Here is a 19,917-nt window from a genome sequence, read left to right on the forward strand (position 1 = left end):
GGCGTTTTTACTACAAATGCTTTATACAATTCTAAGCGCATCACAATAAAAAATAATATAAAATGAGTCTTAGAATCTCTTCTAAGGCTCTTTTTATTTATGGACAGTGCTATTTGGACTTATAAAACATGGATTCACGTCTTACGAAGGCGATTGGTAGCAAGATTGCAAATGCGAAAATTGTTAAATCCTTGGGCAACGCATTTGGCGATTCGCTGAATAAAATGACGGGCTGGATTGGAAAGGCCGTAGATGTGGTTAAAGCGAAACTGATACGTGATGCATTGGAAATCAAGGATGCAGCAGCTGCGGGCTGGAAGAAGCTTCAGAATGCCTTGACGATTAAGAAGATGGGTGACGATCTTGTTCCCGCAGGTCCTGGAGGAAATGTTAAACTCCATGATAGTCCTGATCCGAAGCGGGTAAGAAGGAATTGGCTGATCGTTTGAAGAATGATGCTGAGGGGACGGGTAAAGTTGTTATCAAACTTGAGCCAAGAGGTAACCCGATCAATGTTCCAATAGAGGTACGACAAGACCAAATTGCTCTTCAAACATATGAGAAGTTGAGATCGACAGGTTTAGATATGCAAGAAATTCAGACATTTGCTAAAAATACAGGATTAAGTCTCGAAAAAGCAAAAGCTTTAAAGGAACATATGATTCTAACAAAACATGAAAACCTTGTTAATCAGTATGAGGGAACGTATTATTCTGACTATTTCCATCCTGTTTGGGATGTTGCGTACGGTTGGGAGCGTGCTTTAAAGGGAGAACTACCAGCAGACGAAAAAGCGTACTTTAAACAATTAGCTGATCATGAATTAGCGGAGTCACGATTAATGCAACAAAGTGTACCTTATAGAGATGTAGGCGGAATTGAAAATCAAAGATTTACAGGCGATCCTCCGGGTGCTCATGAACTGGCACCACCTCAACCTGATAACTATCCTAATTTTAGACCTGATATGCGTGATCCAAAATAAAACGGATTTTAAATATGCAATAAAGAAAGAAGGGGAAACGTTGGAAAGGTTTGAAAAAGCAGTACAAAGAATTAAAAATATTGATTGGAGCGTCAGGAAGCAAGACCTACCTTCACATGCATTACTTGTAACTGAATTTATTAATAGGGGAAACGTTTTTAGGGATGTTTATTGTCCTGAAAATAAAATGCGTAAACCCATATACAGTGCAGCTCAGATCATAGGTGTTGAAGAAAAAATACTACTTGATATTCAAAAAAAAGTTGAGGAATTAGATTTATTAAAACAAGGTTGGACGGTAGAGTTCTTGTGCAAATATTTTTTAGAATGGGAGTGGGCAATTAGCGTTGGAGAAAAGATAGATGTACGTTTTGAAGATCTTTATGAACCTATAATATTGTTGTTTGAGAGGGGGGGGAGAGTTAGTTACCATCATAATGAGCTTGTTTGTGGAAAATATGGATGGCCTCAGAATGTTTATCCTTTTCCAAGAACAGAGTTTAATGAATTAAACATGGAGAGACTAGATGAAATTGATGGAGTAGAATGATTTATACAATAATTTTATATAAATTACCCTGTATGAACAGTATATATCGTACAATACAAGCATTAGCGCCACAATGCGAGCTATCCGCTCGTGCTGTGGTTTTCTTTTTATTTGCCGATTTAAAATACAACTTAGGGGACGGGAAAAGGTCTTAAAACACCACAAGACTTAACACAAGAACAATTTGAAAAGATTTCAGCAATGATTCGGGAAAAAGTTGGACACTTGAGTGACGATATTGTTGTTCAAGGTAGTAGAGCAAAAGGAGCAGCTAAGCCTACCTCAGATATTGATTTTGCGATACGTGTTTCACCAGAAAAGTTTAACGAGCTAATAAAGGATTCATTTAGTAAAGTCAAAGCTCCGAATCCAGGTTCTGCTAAAGAAAAAACAATGCTACATGCCATTGAAACGGGAAAAATTCAATCTGGTGAAGCTAAACTGAGTAAGTTTAGGGAACTACTGCAACAGGAGCTAGGCATGGATGTGGACATTTCTATAATTAAAATAAGTGGACCGTTTGACGATCCTCCGTTTACCCCGATTAAATAATGCGAGGTGCTTTTAGTGGAATCTCAATATGATTTGTTTACAAAGATATTTTTGGATACCGATCAGGAGAAAACATCAGTTGTAGAGACAGTATCAATGATTGCTAAGGGTTCTGTTACAGGTTCGACCATTTTAACTGAACAAGCTGAAATATTTATTTTTAATAATGGGGATTTTTTTGAAGAGAAAAGAAACCAAGGAAGTGATGAATTTTTATATTACAGATATTATCTCGATATAGAACCAATCGAGGATGTCGACGAAAAGGTTTATATCGCAGAAATTTCAAAACTGTTGGCAAAGTTATGGGACTCAGGATTCAAAGCGATAGCCTCATGTGACTTTGAAGACGAGTTCCCAAGAAAAGGCGGTTATAATTTTGAAGAGCGTTAAGATTTTAGGTTTGTGTGAGGGGAAACCATTATAGGGTTTACATCATAACAGCAAGATCGTACAGCACAACCAACAAAGTCACTATATGAGATCGACGCCCATATTGTGGTCTTTGGTGTCATTATCCTCAGATCGTTGATTAATGAGTAGACTCCACCCAGTGCCGAATAAGTCGGGCGGCTAAGTCCAAGTAGACTTAACTCAAGTAATACCCGTATAAAGATTTCGTCATTTCATTTGTACACACATTAATGCTTTAGTTTTATAACCTAAATAACGCTATTCCGTTACATTAGACAGGTCGATTATGGTCAGATACCACCATGATTGACCTGTTTTTTGTTATCTTCGTTTTCTCACCGTTTTTTCAAATTTTTTTGCAACTGTAGGATATACCGCCCCGATGGATATAGTGCTAGAGACAAGTGACGACCAGTTGACATATAACAGGCAGAATAACGTTTAAAGGCTAGCCACCTTCCTTCTAAATAAAGCCCGAAATTCATGAAAAAAATTCGGGAGGGGCGGCAACTCTAACAGAGCGTCAAGCAAGCTGATATAATGGTGGTAATTGGTAAAACAGTTACCACCTTTCCTTTAGTAGCTAGCGGCTGGAAGAGTTTTATGAGTAATACAGAGCTGAAGTTCATCGTTCAAAATATGATGCTGCTAAGCGGAAGTATGCTTGGTGAGTGGATTGTTCGGTTACGATTATTGTTTTAGCGAGTCTTTTAGAGTCGTTATTCCGCGACATGTGGAATAACGGCTTTTTTATGCCCAAAAAGCCGTTAGCGGCAATCACCGCCGAGGGTACGCACGCATAGGCTGGAGTACAACACGCAAGCTGTAAATAGCGGGAGGAGAAAAAAGGATGAGGAGAAGATGGACAACGTTGCTGCTAGTTGTCACGCTGGTTGCAACCGCTGCGCTGGCAGGCTGCGGCGGAAAAAGTGAGAAAACAACGCTGAAAGTCGGTGAGGTCACGCGCTCCCTCTTTTATGCGCCACAATATGTAGCGCTGGAGAAGGGCTTTTTTGCAGACGAGGGGCTGAACATTGAACTGACGACAACGGCTGGCGGGGACAAAACGATGACGGCGCTCCTGTCGGGCGTAATCGATGTGGCGCTTGTCGGCTCGGAGACGTCGATTTATGTGTACCAGCAGGGAGCGGAGGACCCGGTCATCAATTTTGCCCAATTGACTCAGACCGATGGTACGTTTCTAGTCGCTCGTCAACCTGAGCCTACCTTTGACTGGCAGTCATTGAAAGGGAAAACCTTTTTGGGACAGCGGAAGGGCGGCATGCCGCAGATGGCTGGAGAATTTACGCTGAAAAAATTTGGAATTGATCCGCAGAAGGATTTGGAGCTGATCCAAAATGTCGATTTCGCCAATATTTCGGCAGCTTATGCTTCAGGGACAGGCGATTTTGTACAGCTTTTTGAGCCGACGGCTTCTATTTTTGAGAAAGAAGGTCGTGGCAAGGTTGTAGCCTCCTTCGGGGCAGAGAGCGGGCATTTGCCGTACACCGTTTATATGGCGAAGCAAAGCTTTACAAACAAAAACAAGGCGGCGCTGCAATCTTTCACCAATGCGATTCATCGGGCTCAATTATGGGTGGCTGAAAATAGTGCCGAAACGATTGCGGATGTTGTGCTGCCTTATTTTGAAAATGTAGATCGTGGTATATTGATTAGCTCGATCGATCGTTATAAGCAGCAAGGCTCTTTTGCGGCCGACCCGATCATTGATCAGGAGGAATGGAACAATTTGCTGGACGTCATGACCTCCGCTGGCGAGCTGAAGGCGCGAACCGAGCATGATGCCATCGTAAACACGGCCTTTGCGGAAGCTGCGATTGAAGCCGTGAAGTAGCGATGGTTGCGAGGAGGGAAAAAGATGGCGAATAGTGACCCCGCGCTTACACTGCGGCAAGTAACTCATGTATATGTGAATGACAAGGGCGCCTCGCTTGCTGTTGAGGATCTGAACTTGACCGTTCAGCGCGGCGAGTTCGTCAGTCTGGTTGGACCGAGCGGATGCGGCAAAACGACGGTGCTCAGCATGCTGGCTGGCTTATTTCTGCCGACACGCGGCGAAGTGCTCCTGAACAATCGCCAGGTTAAACAACCGTCTACCCTTGTCGGTTATATGCTCCAGCAGGATTATTTATTTCCATGGCGGACGATTTTGGATAATGCGGCGCTGGGGCTGGAATTAACGGGCAGCAAGACACGCGCAGCGGTTGAAAAAGCAGCTGATTTGCTAGCTGAGCTTGGCCTGCCGGGATCGGGAGCCCGCTATCCGCATGAGCTGTCGGGCGGTATGAGGCAGCGTGTCGCATTGGCGCGGACGCTGGCAACTGAGCCGGAAGTATTGCTGCTGGATGAGCCTTTCTCTGCACTGGATTTGCACATTAAGCTGCAATTGGAGGATTTGGTGAAGGAGACGCTGCGAAGGCTTGGGAAAACGGCACTGCTCGTTACGCATGATTTATCTGAAGCTGTTGCGATGAGTGACCGTGTTATTGTACTGGCGGCCAATCCGGGAAGAATTCGCTGCGAGCTGACTATACCGGATTCAATCCGGCAGGCATCGCCGATGAAAGCCCGCCAGCTGCCGGAATTTCAGCCGCTGTTCGATCAATTATGGGCGGAGCTTGACGCTGCGGAGAAGGCTGGCTGGGAAGGGAGCGAGAGCGATGAAGGATGACGGGGATTGGTTTCAGCAAAGGGAACAGCTCGCAGATAAAGAGCCGGAACGAGTTGGGCAGGAACAGCGGTCATCGCCTTCTGATGTGGAAGAGGTCAGATCAGCATGGCTAGACTGGCTGCACCGAGCTTATATGCGACGGGCAAAAAGGACGACTGCGCTAGTTGGCGTGACGCAGGTCATTATTTTAGTGCTGTTTGTTGGGTTATGGGAGGCCGCAGGACGAAATCGGTGGATTGATCCGCTGCTGTTCAGCTACCCAACGAAGATGTTCCGCCAATTGTGGGCGACGATGTCGGACGGCTCACTTTGGCCTCATATCGGGGTGACCGTATCGGAAACCATTGTCGGCTTTGTGTTAGGCACACTGCTGGGTACGCTGCTTGCAGCGCTGCTATGGTGGTTTCCTTTTGTATCGCGGGTTGCGGACCCTTATTTGGTTGTGCTGAACAGCATGCCGAAGGTGGCGCTAGGGCCCATCTTTATCGTTTGTCTTGGACCCGGCTTCCTTTCTATTGTAGCGGTCACCTTGTCGGTAACGGTTATTATTACAACCTTGAACATTTATAACCAGTTTCGTGAGGTGGACGCAGGCTACATTAAAGTCGTCCGGCTGTTCGGTGCGGGGCGGTCGCAGCTTTTTCGCAGCGTGATTTTGCCAGCTTCGTTTCCGGTTATTATTTCGACGCTGAAAGTGAACGTAGGCTTGGCATGGATCGGGGTTATTGTAGGTGAGTTTCTCGTTGCGAAGCTTGGGCTGGGCTACCTTATTATTTATGGCTTCCAAGTGTTCAACTTTACGCTCGTACTCTCCAGCCTGCTTGTCATTGCGGCGGTTGCTACGGTTATGTACAAAGCTGTTTCTGCACTGGAACGCAAGCTGATGACGGGTTGGCGTGAGCAGTAGAACACATAACGCTGCGATTTTTATGTAAGCTTTTGAGTTAGTGCGTGGTTAACAATAGGTACAAATACAGGCTTTGGCATAATGGCTGGGGCGGCTTCATAACTATTAGTATAGTTCGATTTTAGCTGGCGCTTTCGTAATAGGAGCGGGAGCTGCAAGGGTGAAAAAAGGATTTTGCGGCGAGCCTCCCGCAAGCTGCTCATATATAGCGGCCAACTAAAGGCGGGGAAATGGGGAGCGAAGGTCTTGGGGAAACGTGGATTTACGTTTTGCAGCAGGTTTTGTGGGTGTTTTTTTAAAACAATCTCTCTTTGTCTGCATTCGTTTTATCAACATTCGCCCACGTCCTGCATACACTTTAAGTGAATGATTGCATGGAGGAGGTTAAATCAATGGCTAATGCAGATAAACAGCTACAGTACAGAGAAATTATTACCAAAGCTGTCTGCGGCAAAGGTCGTAAGTTTTCCACTGTAACCCATACCGTTACGCCGCCTCAACATCCGACCAGTATATTGGGCGCATGGATTATCAACCATCAATATGAAGCGGTTCGTTCGGGCGATGGGATTGAGGTCATCGGTACTTACGACATTAACATCTGGTACTCGTACAGCAAAAACTCGCAAACCGAAGTTGCGAAGGAATCCGTTCATTATGTAGAAAATGTTCCGCTTTCGTTTGTCGATCCGAAGCATCGTGCCACGACCGTGGAAGTTTCAGCAGACGCGCTTCAGGAGCCGAATTGCATCGAAGCGAATGTTTCATCGAGCGGCTCCGGCGTTGTCATCCGGGTTGAACGCGAATTTTCGGTAGAGCTGGTCGCCGAGACGAAAGTGACGGTTGCTTGTATTCCCGGAGGTTTGGACGGCCTCGATGCCAAGGAATACGAGTACGATCTCGGCGATGACGACTACGAAGATCTTGATCCGGATTTGCTCGACGACGAGCTTTAATCTGGCAGCCTGACGGCCATATCGCTTGCGTGGATTGAAACTTCCCGGGACGGAAGCTTAAATCCTCTCCACGTAAGTTTAACTCCATTGTGCCTCGGCTTCTGTAAGGTATAATATGCGGCGATGTCCGCAAACTTGAGGGCGAAAGCCCTCTTTTTGTTGGTATTGAACATATTCGGGCGTTTGCCCTAGTGCCGGATTTGAGAAGTGTGGAGGTTTTGGGTAGGGAATGGTGCACAACAGTTTATGGTGAGTGGGCTAGCAGAAAGGAGCAATGAGATGGCGGCAGTATGGCTGTGGAACAGCAGTACCGGGCGGTTGGAGCTGGCAGGTAAAGAGACTGCTGCCGCTGGATCAGCTTCTAATGCAAGCCTGCTTGAGGAGGTTAGGGCTGGCGATGCGGTTATCGTGAGCGGCTGTGTTTCTGAAAAAAAGGCGGCTTATGAATCAAGGCAGGGACAGAAAGGTCATCAAAGCGGGAGTGGGCAAGAGCAAGGCGTGTGGGAACAACAGGGTGGGGACAAAAAGCAGGGACTTCCTGCTTTGCCGAGCGGCAGCTGGCTGCTGAATGAGGGGGAGATTGGCTTTGCGGCGATGTCTGCCGCCGATCAGCAGCAAAGGCTGCGCCGGGCAGGCTTGCTCCGGCGGCAGGAACTGGGAGATAGCGACCGATTGTATAAGGTCGCTATTGCGCATTTGGAGCCGATCGAGCTGCAGCGCCTCGATCGGTGGGGCAGGCCCGCAGCGGGGCAGCCGCTGCTGCGGGCGGAGCCAAGCGGCCATGCGGCAGCGCCATGGCCGCGGGATGCGGCTCTGCGGCGGGTTATCCGCGCCGCAGTCGCCGCTCTGTATGCACTCGGCCTCGATATGGGCGAGGCCGAGGTTGTGCTGGGCGAAGGCGGGCGGGCCGCCGTCCGCGCAGCGGGGGTTCTGCGCGATGCGAAGCTGCGCGCAGTGGGCTTGGCGCGAATGGCCGCCTGGTATGAGGCGGCTGCAGCGCCTGCGCTGGGAACGGCGCCCAAGCTGCTGCTGGGCGCCGACCCGGAGTTTGCGTTGGTGCGGCCGGATGGGCGGATCGTGCCCGCTTCGCGCTTTTTTGGCGATGGCGCCCAGGGGGCAGCGGGCAGCGACGCCATGCTCATTGGGCGACGGATCGTCTATCCCGTCGCCGAGCTGCGGCCCGAGCCGGCCGAAAGCCCGGCCGCGCTGGCCGCGCATCTCCGGCGGCTGCTGCTGCGCGCCGCCGAACGCATCAGCGACCCCAGCGTCTGCTGGGTCGCCGGAGCAATGCCCGTGCCGGGGCTGCCGCTCGGCGGGCACATCCATCTCAGCGGCACGCCGCTATCCAGCCGATTGCTGCGGCTGCTCGACAGCTACGCGGCGTTCCCGCTCGCTCTCGTCGAAGACCCGGCCGGCCGGAGCAGACGCCCCCGTTACGGCGCCCTTGGCGAATACCGCCAGCAGCCGCATGGCGGCTTCGAATACCGCACGCTGCCGAGCTGGCTCATCTCGCCAGCAGCGGCAAAAGCCTCGCTCGCGCTCGCGCTGCTATGCGCGCGCGAGACTAGAGCGCTCACCGACATACCGGCGCTTGACGAGCGGTACGTCGAAGCCTTCTACTCCGGCGACCGCGCGGAGCTGGCCGGATGCCTGAACCCGCTTGCCGCAGCGATGGCGGCGACGCCAAGTTATGCCGCGCTTGCAGCTGACATCGAGCCTTTGCTCGATGCGGCGCGGCGCGGCATAACATGGGATGAGCGGGCTGACATCCGCCACAAATGGCGCATCCCCATGCCAGCTCCTGCTTCTAACAGGTCGTCTAACAAAAAGACGACATAATGTTTAATCCTTAATCCTTAATCCTTAATCTTAAAAATGTTTAATATCTAATGCTTGCTTCGTCTCCGTTCAATAATGGAAGCTAACGAAGCTGACATTAAATCCAGCCTACGCGCTGCCAGTTAACGTAGCGTCAAAGCGCTGGCAGCTCTTTAGCAACGCGTAGTTCCTCCAAGCACACGAGGCGCATTCACTATTTTTCACATGGCGCTCTATTTTCCATACGTATTCAATAAAAGGGCTGCTCTGTACTTTCAACCCCGCTTGTTTTCCAATCAAACAGGCCATTTTTCCCTCTTTCCTTCTTTCTTTTTTCGCGAATTTCCCCGTTTTTCTCCCGTAATGAACACCCGGAAAAATAGACAAGTTGGCGCATCCAGCCAACGCTTGATATAATAGTAGAAAGTTGCTTTGTTAGAATTTCGGAGATTTGGCGGAATTTGCGGCTCTGATGATACGATAAACATAGACTGCGAACGCTCGCGTTCGCTTACCAAAAATAAAGGAGGGGCAACAGTGGCAAGCTATACCCCGATGATTATGCAATACCTTGCGATTAAAGAAGAAGCGAAGGATGCGTTTCTTTTTTTTCGTCTGGGCGATTTCTATGAAATGTTTTTTGAAGATGCGATTGCGGCCTCGCGCGAGCTTGAAATTACACTAACCGGAAGAGAAGGGGGCGGCACGGAAAAAATTCCGATGTGCGGCGTACCCTACCATTCTGCACAAAACTATATCGCAAGACTCGTTGAAAAAGGCTTCAAGGTTGCCATTTGCGAGCAGGTCGAGGACCCATCTGCGGCCAAGGGCGTCGTACGACGTGAAATTGTCCAGGTCATTACGCCGGGAACGGTCATGGAGTCGAAGGCTCTCTCCGATAAAACGAATAATTTTATTTCAGCGGTTGCCCTTTTAAACGGGAAAGTATCGATTTCCTCATGCGACTTATCCACTGGAGAGCTGTACGTCACTTCGTTCCCGCTTCAGATGGAAGCGCTAATTGATGAAATTAACGTCTATCAGCCCGCTGAAATTGTTGGTGATGAGGAATTGCTGGACAAGCTTCAAGCTTCAGCTGCTTGGAATCGCCCGATATTGCTGACGAAGCGCGAGCTTGTGCCTGAGCAAAAGCTGCTCGACCAGTTCGGCAGGCAGGAGCTTGTACAGCTGAATGAAGCAAGTTTGCGTGCGGTGAATCTGCTTATTGGCTATTTGGATGATACGCAAAAGCGTTCGCTTGGCCATGTTCGCGCTATTCGCAGTTATGAGCCGGGTCAATATATGATTCTTGATCATTATACCCGCCGAAACCTGGAGCTGACTGAGACTGTGCGCGACCGCTCGAAGAAAGGCTCGCTGCTCTGGCTGCTCGACCGCAGCCAAACCTCAATGGGCGCAAGGCTGATGCGCCGCTGGATCGACAAGCCTCTGCTGTCGCGCACCGCGATTGAAGCAAGGCTGGATGCGGTTGATACCTTGTACCGGAATTTGATTTTGCGCGATGATATTCGCTCTGAGCTGCATGATATTTATGATTTGGAGCGTTTGGTCGGCAGAGTGGCGTTTGGCAGTGCCAACGGACGCGACATGAATGCCCTCAAAACGTCCATTCAGCGCGTTCCTCAGCTAGTGGAGCTGTGCAAAGCCTCGGGATCGGAACGGCTGCAAAAGCTGGTCGACGGACTGGACGACTGCGCTGATTTGGCAGACATGATTGCGACGGTCGTTGTAGACGAGCCGCCAGTCTCGATTCGCGAAGGCGGACTTATTCGTGCCGGCTACGATGATTATTTGGATCAACTTAAGGAAGCCAGCACGGGCGGTAAAAAATGGCTCGCTGAGCTGGAACGTGCGGAACGCGAAGCAACCGGCATTCGCTCGCTCAAAATCGGCTACAATAAAATATTCGGCTATTATCTCGAAGTTTCCAAAGCCAATCTCGCGATGCTGCCGGAAGGCCGCTATGAAAGAAAACAGACGCTTTCCAATGCCGAGCGGTTCGTAACGCCTGAGTTGAAGGAGAAGGAGCGTCTTATTCTTGAAGCCGAGGAGAAAATGGTCGATCTCGAATATGAACGATTTCTGGAGCTGCGCGAGCATTTAGCAGGGCAGCTTCACCGTTTGCAGCTGCTTGCCGAGGTCATAGCCGAGCTTGATGTGTATCAGGCATTTGCGACGGTCAGCGCAGAGCGCAGATTTACCCGCCCATCGATTACCGATTCGTTCGATATGGTCATCGAAGAAGGCAGGCATCCTGTTGTTGAGGCAGTGATGGAAAATGGGGCAGCGTTCATCGCAAATGCGACGCAGCTTCATAAAGAACATAACACGATGCTGCTCATTACCGGGCCTAATATGGCGGGCAAAAGCACCTACATGCGCCAAGTCGCATTGATTGGCATTATGGCGCAAATCGGCTGCTTTGTTCCGGCAAAATCGGCCCAAATTCCACTGACCGACCGGATTTTTACGCGGATTGGCGCGGCGGATGACCTGATTGGCGGACAAAGTACGTTCATGGTGGAGATGAAGGATATTCAAATTATGACCGAGAAGGCGACAGAGAACAGCCTTGTCATTATTGACGAGCTGGGACGCGGCACTTCTACGGGCGAAGGCATGGCCATTGCCCAAGCGGTTATTGAATATGTGCATCATCAAATTCGCTGCAAAGCGCTCGTATCGACCCATTTTCATGAGCTATCGCATTTGGAGGATTCTTTGCCGCTGCTTACGAATGCATGCATGGCGGTACAGGAAAGCGGCGATCATGTTACCTTTTTGCGCAAGCTGATACCCGGCGCAGCAGGGACGAGCTACGGCATTTATTGCGCGAAGCTGGCAGGCTTGCCGGAGTCCATTATTTCCCGCTCCTATGAGCTATTGGAAGTTTCGGAAGCATTGGTTGAAACGGATGCAAGCATCAAGGTGAGTACAGCTGCTGCCGCTGGAGCAGATAGTCGCGCTGCTGAGCAGCAAGCTCCTTCTGATGAACATAAACAGGTTAATTTGTACGAAGCTTTACAGTCTGGCGCTGCTTTATCCAATGCTCCTGAACATGCATATAGCAGCAATTCCTCCGAAACAGATCATTCGGCCAGTCAAGCATCGAATGCTGGCGTACGCGAAACTGCGGCAGCCATACAGCTGTCCATTTGGGATGAGCCAGCTGCCGCGCAGGCTGATTCGGGTCGCCGTAAAGGAAGCGCCAAATCCGAGCAGCTTGCTGATCAGCTGCGCAAGCTCGACCTGTTTAATATGACGCCGATGCAGGCAATGCAGTGGCTGGGTGATATGAAACGCAAAATGAACGACTAGAAGCGGCATGTCCGCGTGGGAAGGAGGAAAACACATATGGGTAAAATTCTTGTGCTGGACGAGCAGCTCGCTAACCAGATTGCCGCAGGCGAAGTGGTGGAAAGACCTGCTTCTGTCATTAAGGAGCTGGTCGAAAATGCTGTCGATGCCGGCAGCTCCACGATAGACATCACGGTAGAAGAAGGCGGCCTGAACCTCATTCGCGTTACCGACAATGGCTCTGGCATTCCCGCCGAAGAAATCGAAACGGCATTCCAGCGCCATGCCACGAGCAAGATTTCAACGAGCAGCGACTTGTTCCGCATCGCAAGCTTAGGCTTTCGCGGTGAGGCGCTGCCAAGTATCGCGGCCGTTTCTCGGCTGGAATGTTTGTCTTCTACCGGACATACCGGCTTAGGGCATAAGCTGTCCATCGAAGGCGGAACGATTACGGCTAGTATTCCGGCTGCTACTCCACAAGGTACGGATATGACGGTTCGCGACTTATTTTACAATACGCCTGCCCGGTTGAAATATATGAAGGCGGTGCAAACCGAGCTTGGGCATATTTCAGATTATATTTACCGGATTGCGCTTGCGCATCCCGGCATTGCTTTTACACTAAAACACAATGGCAATACGCTGCTGCGAACGCTCGGTACAGGCGACCGTCTGCAGGTTATTGCTGCTATTTACGGCTCCAACACCGCTAAGGCGATGATGGCGATACAAGGAGAAAGCCCGGATTATGAGCTGTTAGGCTATATTTCCAAGCCTGAGCTGACACGGTCGAATCGCAATGGCATAACCGTCATTGTGAATGGGCGGTATATTCGCAGCCATGCGGTCAATCAGGCGTTGCTTCAGGCTTACCATACGCTGCTGCCGATCAATCGGTTTCCACTTGCGATTATTGAAATTGGCATGCATCCGAGCTTGCTTGATGTAAACGTGCATCCTTCCAAAATGGAGGTTCGCTTCAGCAAGGAGGCAGAGCTGCGGACGCTCGTTGAGTCTGCTATTCAGGCTGCACTTGGCAAGGAACGTCATATTCCAGGCCCGGATTCTATACATAATCAGAAAAGGTCAGGTCCTGTATTCGTTCAGGGCGCCATGTCCTTTCATCGTCCGGAGCCCAAAACACCGCCTGTACCAGAGAAGGACAGCAAAGGGGAGAGGTCGATAGCACAAGCACCTTATTCCCCATTTGGCCAAGGTGCTTCCAGAGAATTTGTGCCAAAGGATGCGGCTGAACGTTTGTACAAGCCTGCCCAGGCTGGAAATGGTTTGGCGCGTGAAGCAAGCGCAGCATGGGGGAACTTTACCTCTGAGACTGTGCAGCCCCATGGACGTGCAGCGGCGGATAGTTCTCCGTCGCAAAGCCAAGACGCTCCACTTCCGTCCGAGCCTTCATGGATTCGTCAAGACGCAGCTAGCACGGCTAGCTCACAGACTATGGCAAACGGAAGCGAGCCTGGCAACGGATTGGAAGGCACAGGGGCAGCAATTGCCGATTTAAGCAGTGAAGTTGCTGCTTCTGTTAATACGGCCGCCTTGCCCGACATTAATCTCGTACAAGGCGGCCAAGCGCCAGCTGCTCCAGAGCAGCCTTCAGCAGCGAATGAGGCGGGCTTTCCCGAGCTGCATTGGATTGGCCAGCTGCATGGCACGTATATTGTGGCGCAATCCGAGGAAGGACTGTATTTAATTGATCAGCATGCGGCACATGAGCGAATCAATTATGAATATTATTACGCCAAGTTTGGGATGCCGGAGGTGGCCAGCCAGCAGCTCTTAGTGCCGCTTACGCTGGAGTTTACGCCGGGTGAGGCGGAGCAGCTTCGCGGCTTGCTGCCGCTGTTTAATGAGGCGGGCGTGGAGCTGGAGTCATTCGGCGCCCAAACGTTTCTTGTTCGGGCCTATCCGCAGTGGCTGCCGGATGGCGAGGAGCAGGACATTATTGAAGAAATGGCTGATCTGCTGCTTACCGAGCGCAAATCGATCAATATTGCCAAGCTGCGCGAGAAGGCTGCTATTATGTGTTCGTGCAAAGCATCGATTAAAGCCAATGACAGGCTTACGCGGGAAGAGGGCGAAGCGCTGCTCTCTAGGCTTGGAGCGTGCCATCAACCGTATACCTGTCCGCATGGACGGCCGATTGTTGTGCATATGTCTACGTACCAGCTTGAAAAAATGTTTAAGCGGGTGATGTCATGATCGTAACGACCGCCGACCGTCCGTCTGAGGCGACGGTAGCCAAAGCGAGAAGGATTGCAGGTGAGCTGTCCGTTCCCTATAAGACGAGGGGCAGAATGACGCTGCGGCAAATCGGCGCCGAGATGGCCGAGATTCGCCTGTTTGTTGTGACGGACCGCGAAGTCCGGTATTATGAAGGACAGACGGATACGCCGTTATTTTTTCACCCCAGCATGGCTTTTGTAAGGGTCAAGCGGCTTCGAAGGGGAGAAACAGATCCGCTCATTATGGTCTCCAGCTGCGAGGAAGGCGACACGATTGTCGATTGTACAGCTGGGCTCGCCTCTGATTCACTCGTATTCGCTTATGCGGCGGGTACATCCGGACAAGTAACCGCAATTGAAAGTGAGCGGGTGCTATGCGCCTTGGTGCGCGAAGGGCTTGCCGTCTATGAATCGGGGCTTGCTGATGTGGATGCGGCGATGCGCAGAATTCAAATGGTCAGCATGAACCATCTAGACTACTTGCGGCAGCTGCCTGATCAAAGCGTCGACGTCGTGTATTTTGACCCGATGTTCCGGCAGCCTATTCATGAGTCGAGCTCGATTCAGCCACTGCGCCAATTGGTCAATGACAGCGCCTTGTCTCCTGAGGCAGTGGCAGAAGCGCTGCGAGTGGCGCGCAAAACCGTCGTGCTTAAGGAGCATCGCCATAGCGAGGAGTTTGCAAGACTTGGCTTTGAGCGTCGGCATTTACATTCTTCAAAAATTGCTTATGGAGTGATAGAGGTTGCCAGAACAAGAGAATAAGCGGGTAACGCCTAACAAAAAGCAGCCTTTGCTCGTATTAATTGGCCCTACGGCAGTAGGCAAAACAAATTTAAGCCTGGAGCTTGCCAAAGCTTGGCAGGCGGAAATCATTTCGGGCGATTCGATGCAGGTTTATCGTGGCATGGACATCGGAACAGCGAAGCTTCCTCTGGAGGAGCGAGAGGGCATCCCGCATCATTTAATTGATATTCGCGACCCGGATGACCCGTATTCGGTGGCAGACTTTCAGGCAGGCTGCGGAAGCAGCATTGAAGAGATTGCTGCTAGGGGGAAGCTGCCCTTCCTCGTTGGTGGCACAGGCCTATATGTGGAAGCCGTGTGCTACGGCTTTGAATTTTCAGAGAGCGGCTCCGATGAGGCCTTTCGCCAGGAGCAGGAGCAGTTCGCTCTGACGCACGGCGCTGAGGCGCTGCATGCGAAGCTCGCGCTCGTTGATCCGAAGTCCGCTGAGCGTCTGCATCCGAATGATCAAAGGCGCGTCATACGCGCGCTTGAAGTGTTTCATTTAACTGGAATTAAGCAATCGGAGCAGCTCGAGGGTCAGAAAAAAGAATCCCCGTACGAATTGTGTATCGTCGGGCTGACGATGGATCGGGCGGAGCTGTACCGCCGGATTGAGCTGAGAATTGACCAGATGCTGGAGCAGGGGCTGGTCGAGGAAGTGAAGGCGCTGCTGTCGCGCGGCGTTCCGCCTCATGCTGTAGCTATGCAGGGACTCGGCTATAAGGAAATAGCGTCATTTTTACGGGGAGAATGTACGCTTGAGGCCGCGGTAACTTTGCTGAAACGGGACACGAGACGCTTTGCCAAACGCCAATTGTCATGGTTTCGTCACATGAAAGATATCGAATGGATCGATATGGGGGAAAATTTTCACAACAATTTACATCGGATTCATGGTATAATAGCAGGAAAGTTTCAAGTCCATCTTGAATATACTTCTAATCAATCTTTTGTAGACGGAGGTAACGTCCAATGAACAAATCCATCAACATTCAAGATACGTTCTTGAACCAATTGCGTAAAGATAACATTCCCGTTACAGTCTTCCTGATGAACGGGTTCCAAATCCGGGGCGTTATTAAAGCGTTTGACAACTTCACCATTATTATTGACAGCGAAGGCCGTCAACAAATGGTGTACAAGCATGCCATTTCGACGTTTACTCCGCAGCGAAATGTATCTCTCATGCAGGACAACAACAGCTCTGACTCGTAAGGCGCACGTTATTAGTGAAACTTTCTAATAGTGATTTGCGTTTAACTAGATAGCGGAAGGAAAGGGCAGCCCGCTTTAATAGGGGTTGTCCTTTTCATTCTGGGGATATAAATAAGAAGACAGACAGCTTCTAGAAAGAAGCGCAGGAGGGGAGTCACAATGGCTGATCGCAGGCAAAGAACACAACCTGAGAAGAAAACGGGGCCTAAGAAGAGAAGAAGAATGTCGGGGAAAACATGGTTTTTCCTGTTATTTTTCACTGTAGTTATTGCTATCGTGTGCGGTATCATCGGGTATTCGCTTATTATTTTGAACGGTGAGCGAATGTTGAAGGAAAGAGCCGATATGATGGTTATGGGCGAAGCATCCATTGTTTATGATGCGAATGGGAATGAAATTTCACGATTGTCCACAGCAGAAGAAAATCGTGAAATTGCCGAATACGATGAAATTCCGAAGGAAATGATGAATGCCGTTGTGGCGACGGAGGATCAGCGTTTTTACGAGCATGCCGGCATCGACTTTTTTGCGATTGGACGGGCACTCGTCAAGGACGTTATCGCTCGCAGCGCGGTTGAGGGCGGAAGTACGATTACTCAGCAGCTAGCTAAAAATATGTTTTTATCCTCGGATAAAACGTTGTTCCGGAAAGCGACGGAAGCCTCCATTGCCGTAGCATTGGAAAACAACAAGACGAAGGAAGAAATATTAACGCTTTATTTAAATCGGATTTACTTCGGTAAAGGGGTTTACGGCGTCAAGGGAGCTGCAAAATATTATTTCAACAGCGAGTTGAAAGACTTGAAGCTATGGCAAATGGCTACGCTTGCCGGAATGCCGAAAGCGCCAAGCCGCTACAATCCGGTAAATGATGCGGAAGGCTCCAAGGTGCGCCGCGGAGTTGTACTTCAGTTGATGTATGATCAGGGCTACATTACGAAGGATGAAATGGATGAGGCGAAGGCCGTCGATTATGTGACTCCGCCTACAGTAGAACAAAGCAAGGACGAGCCTTATAAAGCATTCGTAGACTACGCAGTAGAAGAAGCATTGAGAGTTATGCCGGATATGACCGAAACGGACCTGCGTATTGGCGGATACCGGATCTATACGACGCTCAATCCAACAGCGCAAACTGTTGTTGAAAAAGAATTTGCTGACGATTCCAACTTCGAGGAAAGCGTTGACGACAAGAAGGTTCAGGGTGCAATGGTCATTATCGACCATCGGGACGGGGCCATCCAGGCAATCGCAGGCGGCCGCGATTACGAACGCAAAGGCTTGAACCGCGTCGAATTGCCGCGGCAGCCGGGATCAGCGTTCAAGCCGATTACTTCTTACGGTCCGGCACTGGAAACCGGCCAATATTTTCCATGGACGGTTCTGAAAAATGATAAAACCTGCTTCGGCAACTACTGTCCTAAAGATTCAAGAGGCGCAACGCCGATTACGATGCAGGAGGCGGTTAAGCATTCCCGCAACTTGCCTGCCGTATGGATGCTGAATGAAATTGGCGTTAGCAATGGCGTGAAATTTGCGACAAAACTTGGTTTTGAACTGAGCGACCAGGATCGCAATCTTGCGATTGCGCTTGGCGGATTGACGGAAGGTGTTACACCGCTACAGATGGCGTCAGCTTACAGTACTTTTGCCAATAGTGGACAAACCGTTGATTCCCATACCATTAGAGAAATTACGACGAGCAGCAATACGGCTGTCTATACGTACAAAGCTCCATCAGCGGAGCAAGTTATGAATGCTGATACCGCTTGGTATATGACCGAAATGCTGCAGACGGTTGTCCAATCCGGAGGTACGGGAACAGGTGCGGCAATAGATCGCCCAGTTGCCGGCAAGACGGGTACGACTCAGCACGGTATTCCCGGCTTTAACTCCAGCGCAAACCGTGACGCTTGGTTTGTAGGCTATACACCGGAGTGGACAGCCGCTGTATGGATGGGTTACGATCGAACAGATGAGCAGCATGTGCTCAAGAAGAGCAGCGCCCAGTCGGCTGCCATGTTCTCCAAGGTGATGAAGCAGGCGATGGCAGACATGCCGAAGTCCAGCTTTAAGAAGCCGCAGGGCGTGAAAGAGCCGGTTAAAGATGTAGGTGCAGTAACGAATTTTAATGCTGTATTTGTTCCAGAGCAAATGAAAGTTGCTTTGTCCTGGCAAGGTGCAGCAAGCAGCAACATTTCGTATAAAGTTTATCGCAAAGCGATGGATCAAACGGATTTCAGCTTGTTTGTTGATTCTGCTGGAACAACGGTTGATGATATGTCAGTCGCACCAGGCATGACGTATGACTATTATGTCGTAGCGATCGATGCGGAAAATAATCTGACTAGCAAGCAGTCCGAGACTCTATCCGTACAAATTCCCGAAACGGTCATTGAAGTTCCAGACGTCCCGATGGATTCCATTGATCCTGACGAAGGGGGTATTGAACTGCCATCCTTTAGTCCTGACAGCGGTATGACGCCAACCCCGACGCCTGGCACGGAGACGCCTCCGGTTGAAACCATTGACCCAGGGACGACAGTTAGTCCCGAGCCAACGGATATCATTGCTAGCCCTCCGATTGAAGAGGGCGAGCAAGATGGGGGCAATGCAGATGGAGGGGATAACCCGGTGAATGCAACGCCGGACCCCGCCCAAGGGGATGGAACGACTAACGAAGCCGGGTAGCAGGCGGCAATACGTAAGGAGCTGGTTACAGGAATGAGCAGGAAACAGTGGACGGTATGCAGTGCTTTTCTAATGGCACTCCTCATAATGACATTGCTTGCCGGCTGTGGAGCGAAAGGAAGCTTGACCAGTAAAGGAACTACGGCGGAATCCGGCAATGCCGAGAAGGTGATGCGCTGGGAGCGCATGCCGGAGATGGATTTGGATCTCAATAAATCGTATTCCGCCGTATTTACAACGAATAAAGGGAATTTTACTGTGAAGCTGTACGCGAACGAAGCACCAATAACGGTAAATAACTTTGTTTTTCTGGCGCGCCATGGCTTCTATGACGGTTTGACGTTTCATCGCATTATTGAATCGTTTATGATTCAGGGCGGTGATCCGCAAGGCAATGGCGTTGGGACACCTGGTTATTCGATTCCCGACGAGCTGGATACGGAAATTAAATACGAGCCTGGTATTGTTGCGATGGCGAATGCAGGAAAGCCGAACACAGGCGGCAGCCAATTTTTCATTTGCACAGGCTCTGGCTCCGAGAACTTGAATCAGAACCCGAACTATTCGATTTTCGGCAAAGTCGTAAGCGGCATGGAGACGGTGCTTGATATAGCCAAGACACCGGTTGACAATAACGAGCCGCTTGAAGATATGATTATTCAAAAAGTAGTCATCGAGGAAAAATAGCTCTGCTATCGCCGTTCCGTTACCGGGGCGGCGATTTTGCAGTCTGGAGAAGGCGAAGCTTGGTTTATTTTGCAAGTCGGGTGGAGATGCGCGGCTGGTTATG

At 50.1% G+C, this 19,917-nt stretch carries 17 protein-coding genes; all 17 read left to right on the forward strand.

Annotation, left to right across the window (positions count from 1 at the left end):
* Nucleotides 1–128: 128 nt before the first annotated feature.
* Entirely contained in the window at nt 129–449 is a 321-nt protein-coding gene (locus WH37_RS20665) for a hypothetical protein (protein WP_046232519.1), read from the forward strand.
* Nucleotides 434–985, forward strand: coding sequence for a hypothetical protein (locus WH37_RS20670; protein ID WP_143088462.1), 552 nt, complete (start codon nt 434–436; stop codon nt 983–985). The genes WH37_RS20665 and WH37_RS20670 overlap by 16 nt, the downstream gene beginning before the upstream one ends.
* Nucleotides 986–1,025: 40 nt before the next feature.
* Nucleotides 1,026–1,535 (forward strand): hypothetical protein, encoded by a 510-nt coding sequence (locus tag WH37_RS20675; protein ID WP_046232521.1) that lies wholly within the window; start codon nt 1,026–1,028, stop codon nt 1,533–1,535.
* A gap of 201 nt (nt 1,536–1,736) precedes the next feature.
* A complete protein-coding gene (locus tag WH37_RS20680) occupies nt 1,737–2,087 on the forward strand; it encodes a nucleotidyltransferase domain-containing protein (protein ID WP_046232522.1) in 351 nt (116 codons plus the stop codon).
* A 15-nt stretch (nt 2,088–2,102) separates the two neighbouring features.
* The gene (locus WH37_RS20685) at nt 2,103–2,480 is read left to right on the forward strand and encodes a hypothetical protein (RefSeq protein ID WP_046232523.1); all 378 of its coding nucleotides are present in this window, start codon (nt 2,103–2,105) and stop codon (nt 2,478–2,480) included.
* Between the two features lie 871 nt (nt 2,481–3,351).
* The gene (locus WH37_RS20690; RefSeq protein WP_046232524.1) at nt 3,352–4,356 is read left to right on the forward strand and encodes an ABC transporter substrate-binding protein; all 1,005 of its coding nucleotides are present in this window, start codon (nt 3,352–3,354) and stop codon (nt 4,354–4,356) included.
* A gap of 24 nt (nt 4,357–4,380) precedes the next feature.
* Nucleotides 4,381–5,193, forward strand: a complete 813-nt coding sequence (locus WH37_RS20695; protein WP_046232525.1) for an ABC transporter ATP-binding protein — start codon at nt 4,381–4,383, stop codon at nt 5,191–5,193.
* Between the two features lie 133 nt (nt 5,194–5,326).
* On the forward strand, nt 5,327–6,100 hold the full coding sequence (locus WH37_RS20700; RefSeq protein ID WP_231594305.1) for an ABC transporter permease: 774 nt from the start codon (nt 5,327–5,329) through the stop codon (nt 6,098–6,100).
* 392 nt (nt 6,101–6,492) lie between these two features.
* The gene (locus WH37_RS20705) at nt 6,493–7,056 is read left to right on the forward strand and encodes an outer spore coat protein CotE (protein ID WP_046232526.1); all 564 of its coding nucleotides are present in this window, start codon (nt 6,493–6,495) and stop codon (nt 7,054–7,056) included.
* 279 nt (nt 7,057–7,335) lie between these two features.
* Nucleotides 7,336–8,895 (forward strand): putative amidoligase domain-containing protein, encoded by a 1,560-nt coding sequence (locus WH37_RS20710; RefSeq protein ID WP_052737110.1) that lies wholly within the window; start codon nt 7,336–7,338, stop codon nt 8,893–8,895.
* A gap of 516 nt (nt 8,896–9,411) precedes the next feature.
* Entirely contained in the window at nt 9,412–12,213 is a 2,802-nt protein-coding gene (gene mutS, locus WH37_RS20720) for a DNA mismatch repair protein MutS (protein ID WP_143088460.1), read from the forward strand.
* Between the two features lie 36 nt (nt 12,214–12,249).
* Nucleotides 12,250–14,409 carry a DNA mismatch repair endonuclease MutL gene (mutL, locus tag WH37_RS20725; protein ID WP_046232528.1) on the forward strand — a complete coding sequence of 720 codons (2,160 nt, stop codon included), beginning with the start codon at nt 12,250–12,252 and terminating at the stop codon, nt 14,407–14,409.
* Nucleotides 14,406–15,197, forward strand: a complete 792-nt coding sequence (locus tag WH37_RS20730) for a class I SAM-dependent methyltransferase (protein ID WP_046232529.1) — start codon at nt 14,406–14,408, stop codon at nt 15,195–15,197. The genes mutL and WH37_RS20730 overlap by 4 nt, the downstream gene beginning before the upstream one ends.
* A complete protein-coding gene (gene miaA / locus WH37_RS20735; protein WP_231594303.1) occupies nt 15,178–16,197 on the forward strand; it encodes a tRNA (adenosine(37)-N6)-dimethylallyltransferase MiaA in 1,020 nt (339 codons plus the stop codon). Before WH37_RS20730 ends, miaA begins: the two co-directional genes overlap by 20 nt.
* The gene (gene hfq, locus WH37_RS20740) at nt 16,194–16,436 is read left to right on the forward strand and encodes an RNA chaperone Hfq (RefSeq protein ID WP_046232530.1); all 243 of its coding nucleotides are present in this window, start codon (nt 16,194–16,196) and stop codon (nt 16,434–16,436) included. Before miaA ends, hfq begins: the two co-directional genes overlap by 4 nt.
* A gap of 159 nt (nt 16,437–16,595) precedes the next feature.
* A complete protein-coding gene (locus WH37_RS20745) occupies nt 16,596–19,127 on the forward strand; it encodes a PBP1A family penicillin-binding protein (protein WP_052737111.1) in 2,532 nt (843 codons plus the stop codon).
* Nucleotides 19,128–19,160: 33 nt separating this feature from the next.
* Complete coding sequence (locus WH37_RS20750; RefSeq protein WP_046232531.1) at nt 19,161–19,814, forward strand: peptidylprolyl isomerase; 654 nt, start codon at nt 19,161–19,163, stop codon at nt 19,812–19,814.
* Nucleotides 19,815–19,917: the final 103 nt, after the last annotated feature.

This window comes from Paenibacillus algorifonticola, from assembly GCF_000971975.1.
GTDB lineage: Bacteria > Bacillota > Bacilli > Paenibacillales > Paenibacillaceae > Pristimantibacillus > Pristimantibacillus algorifonticola.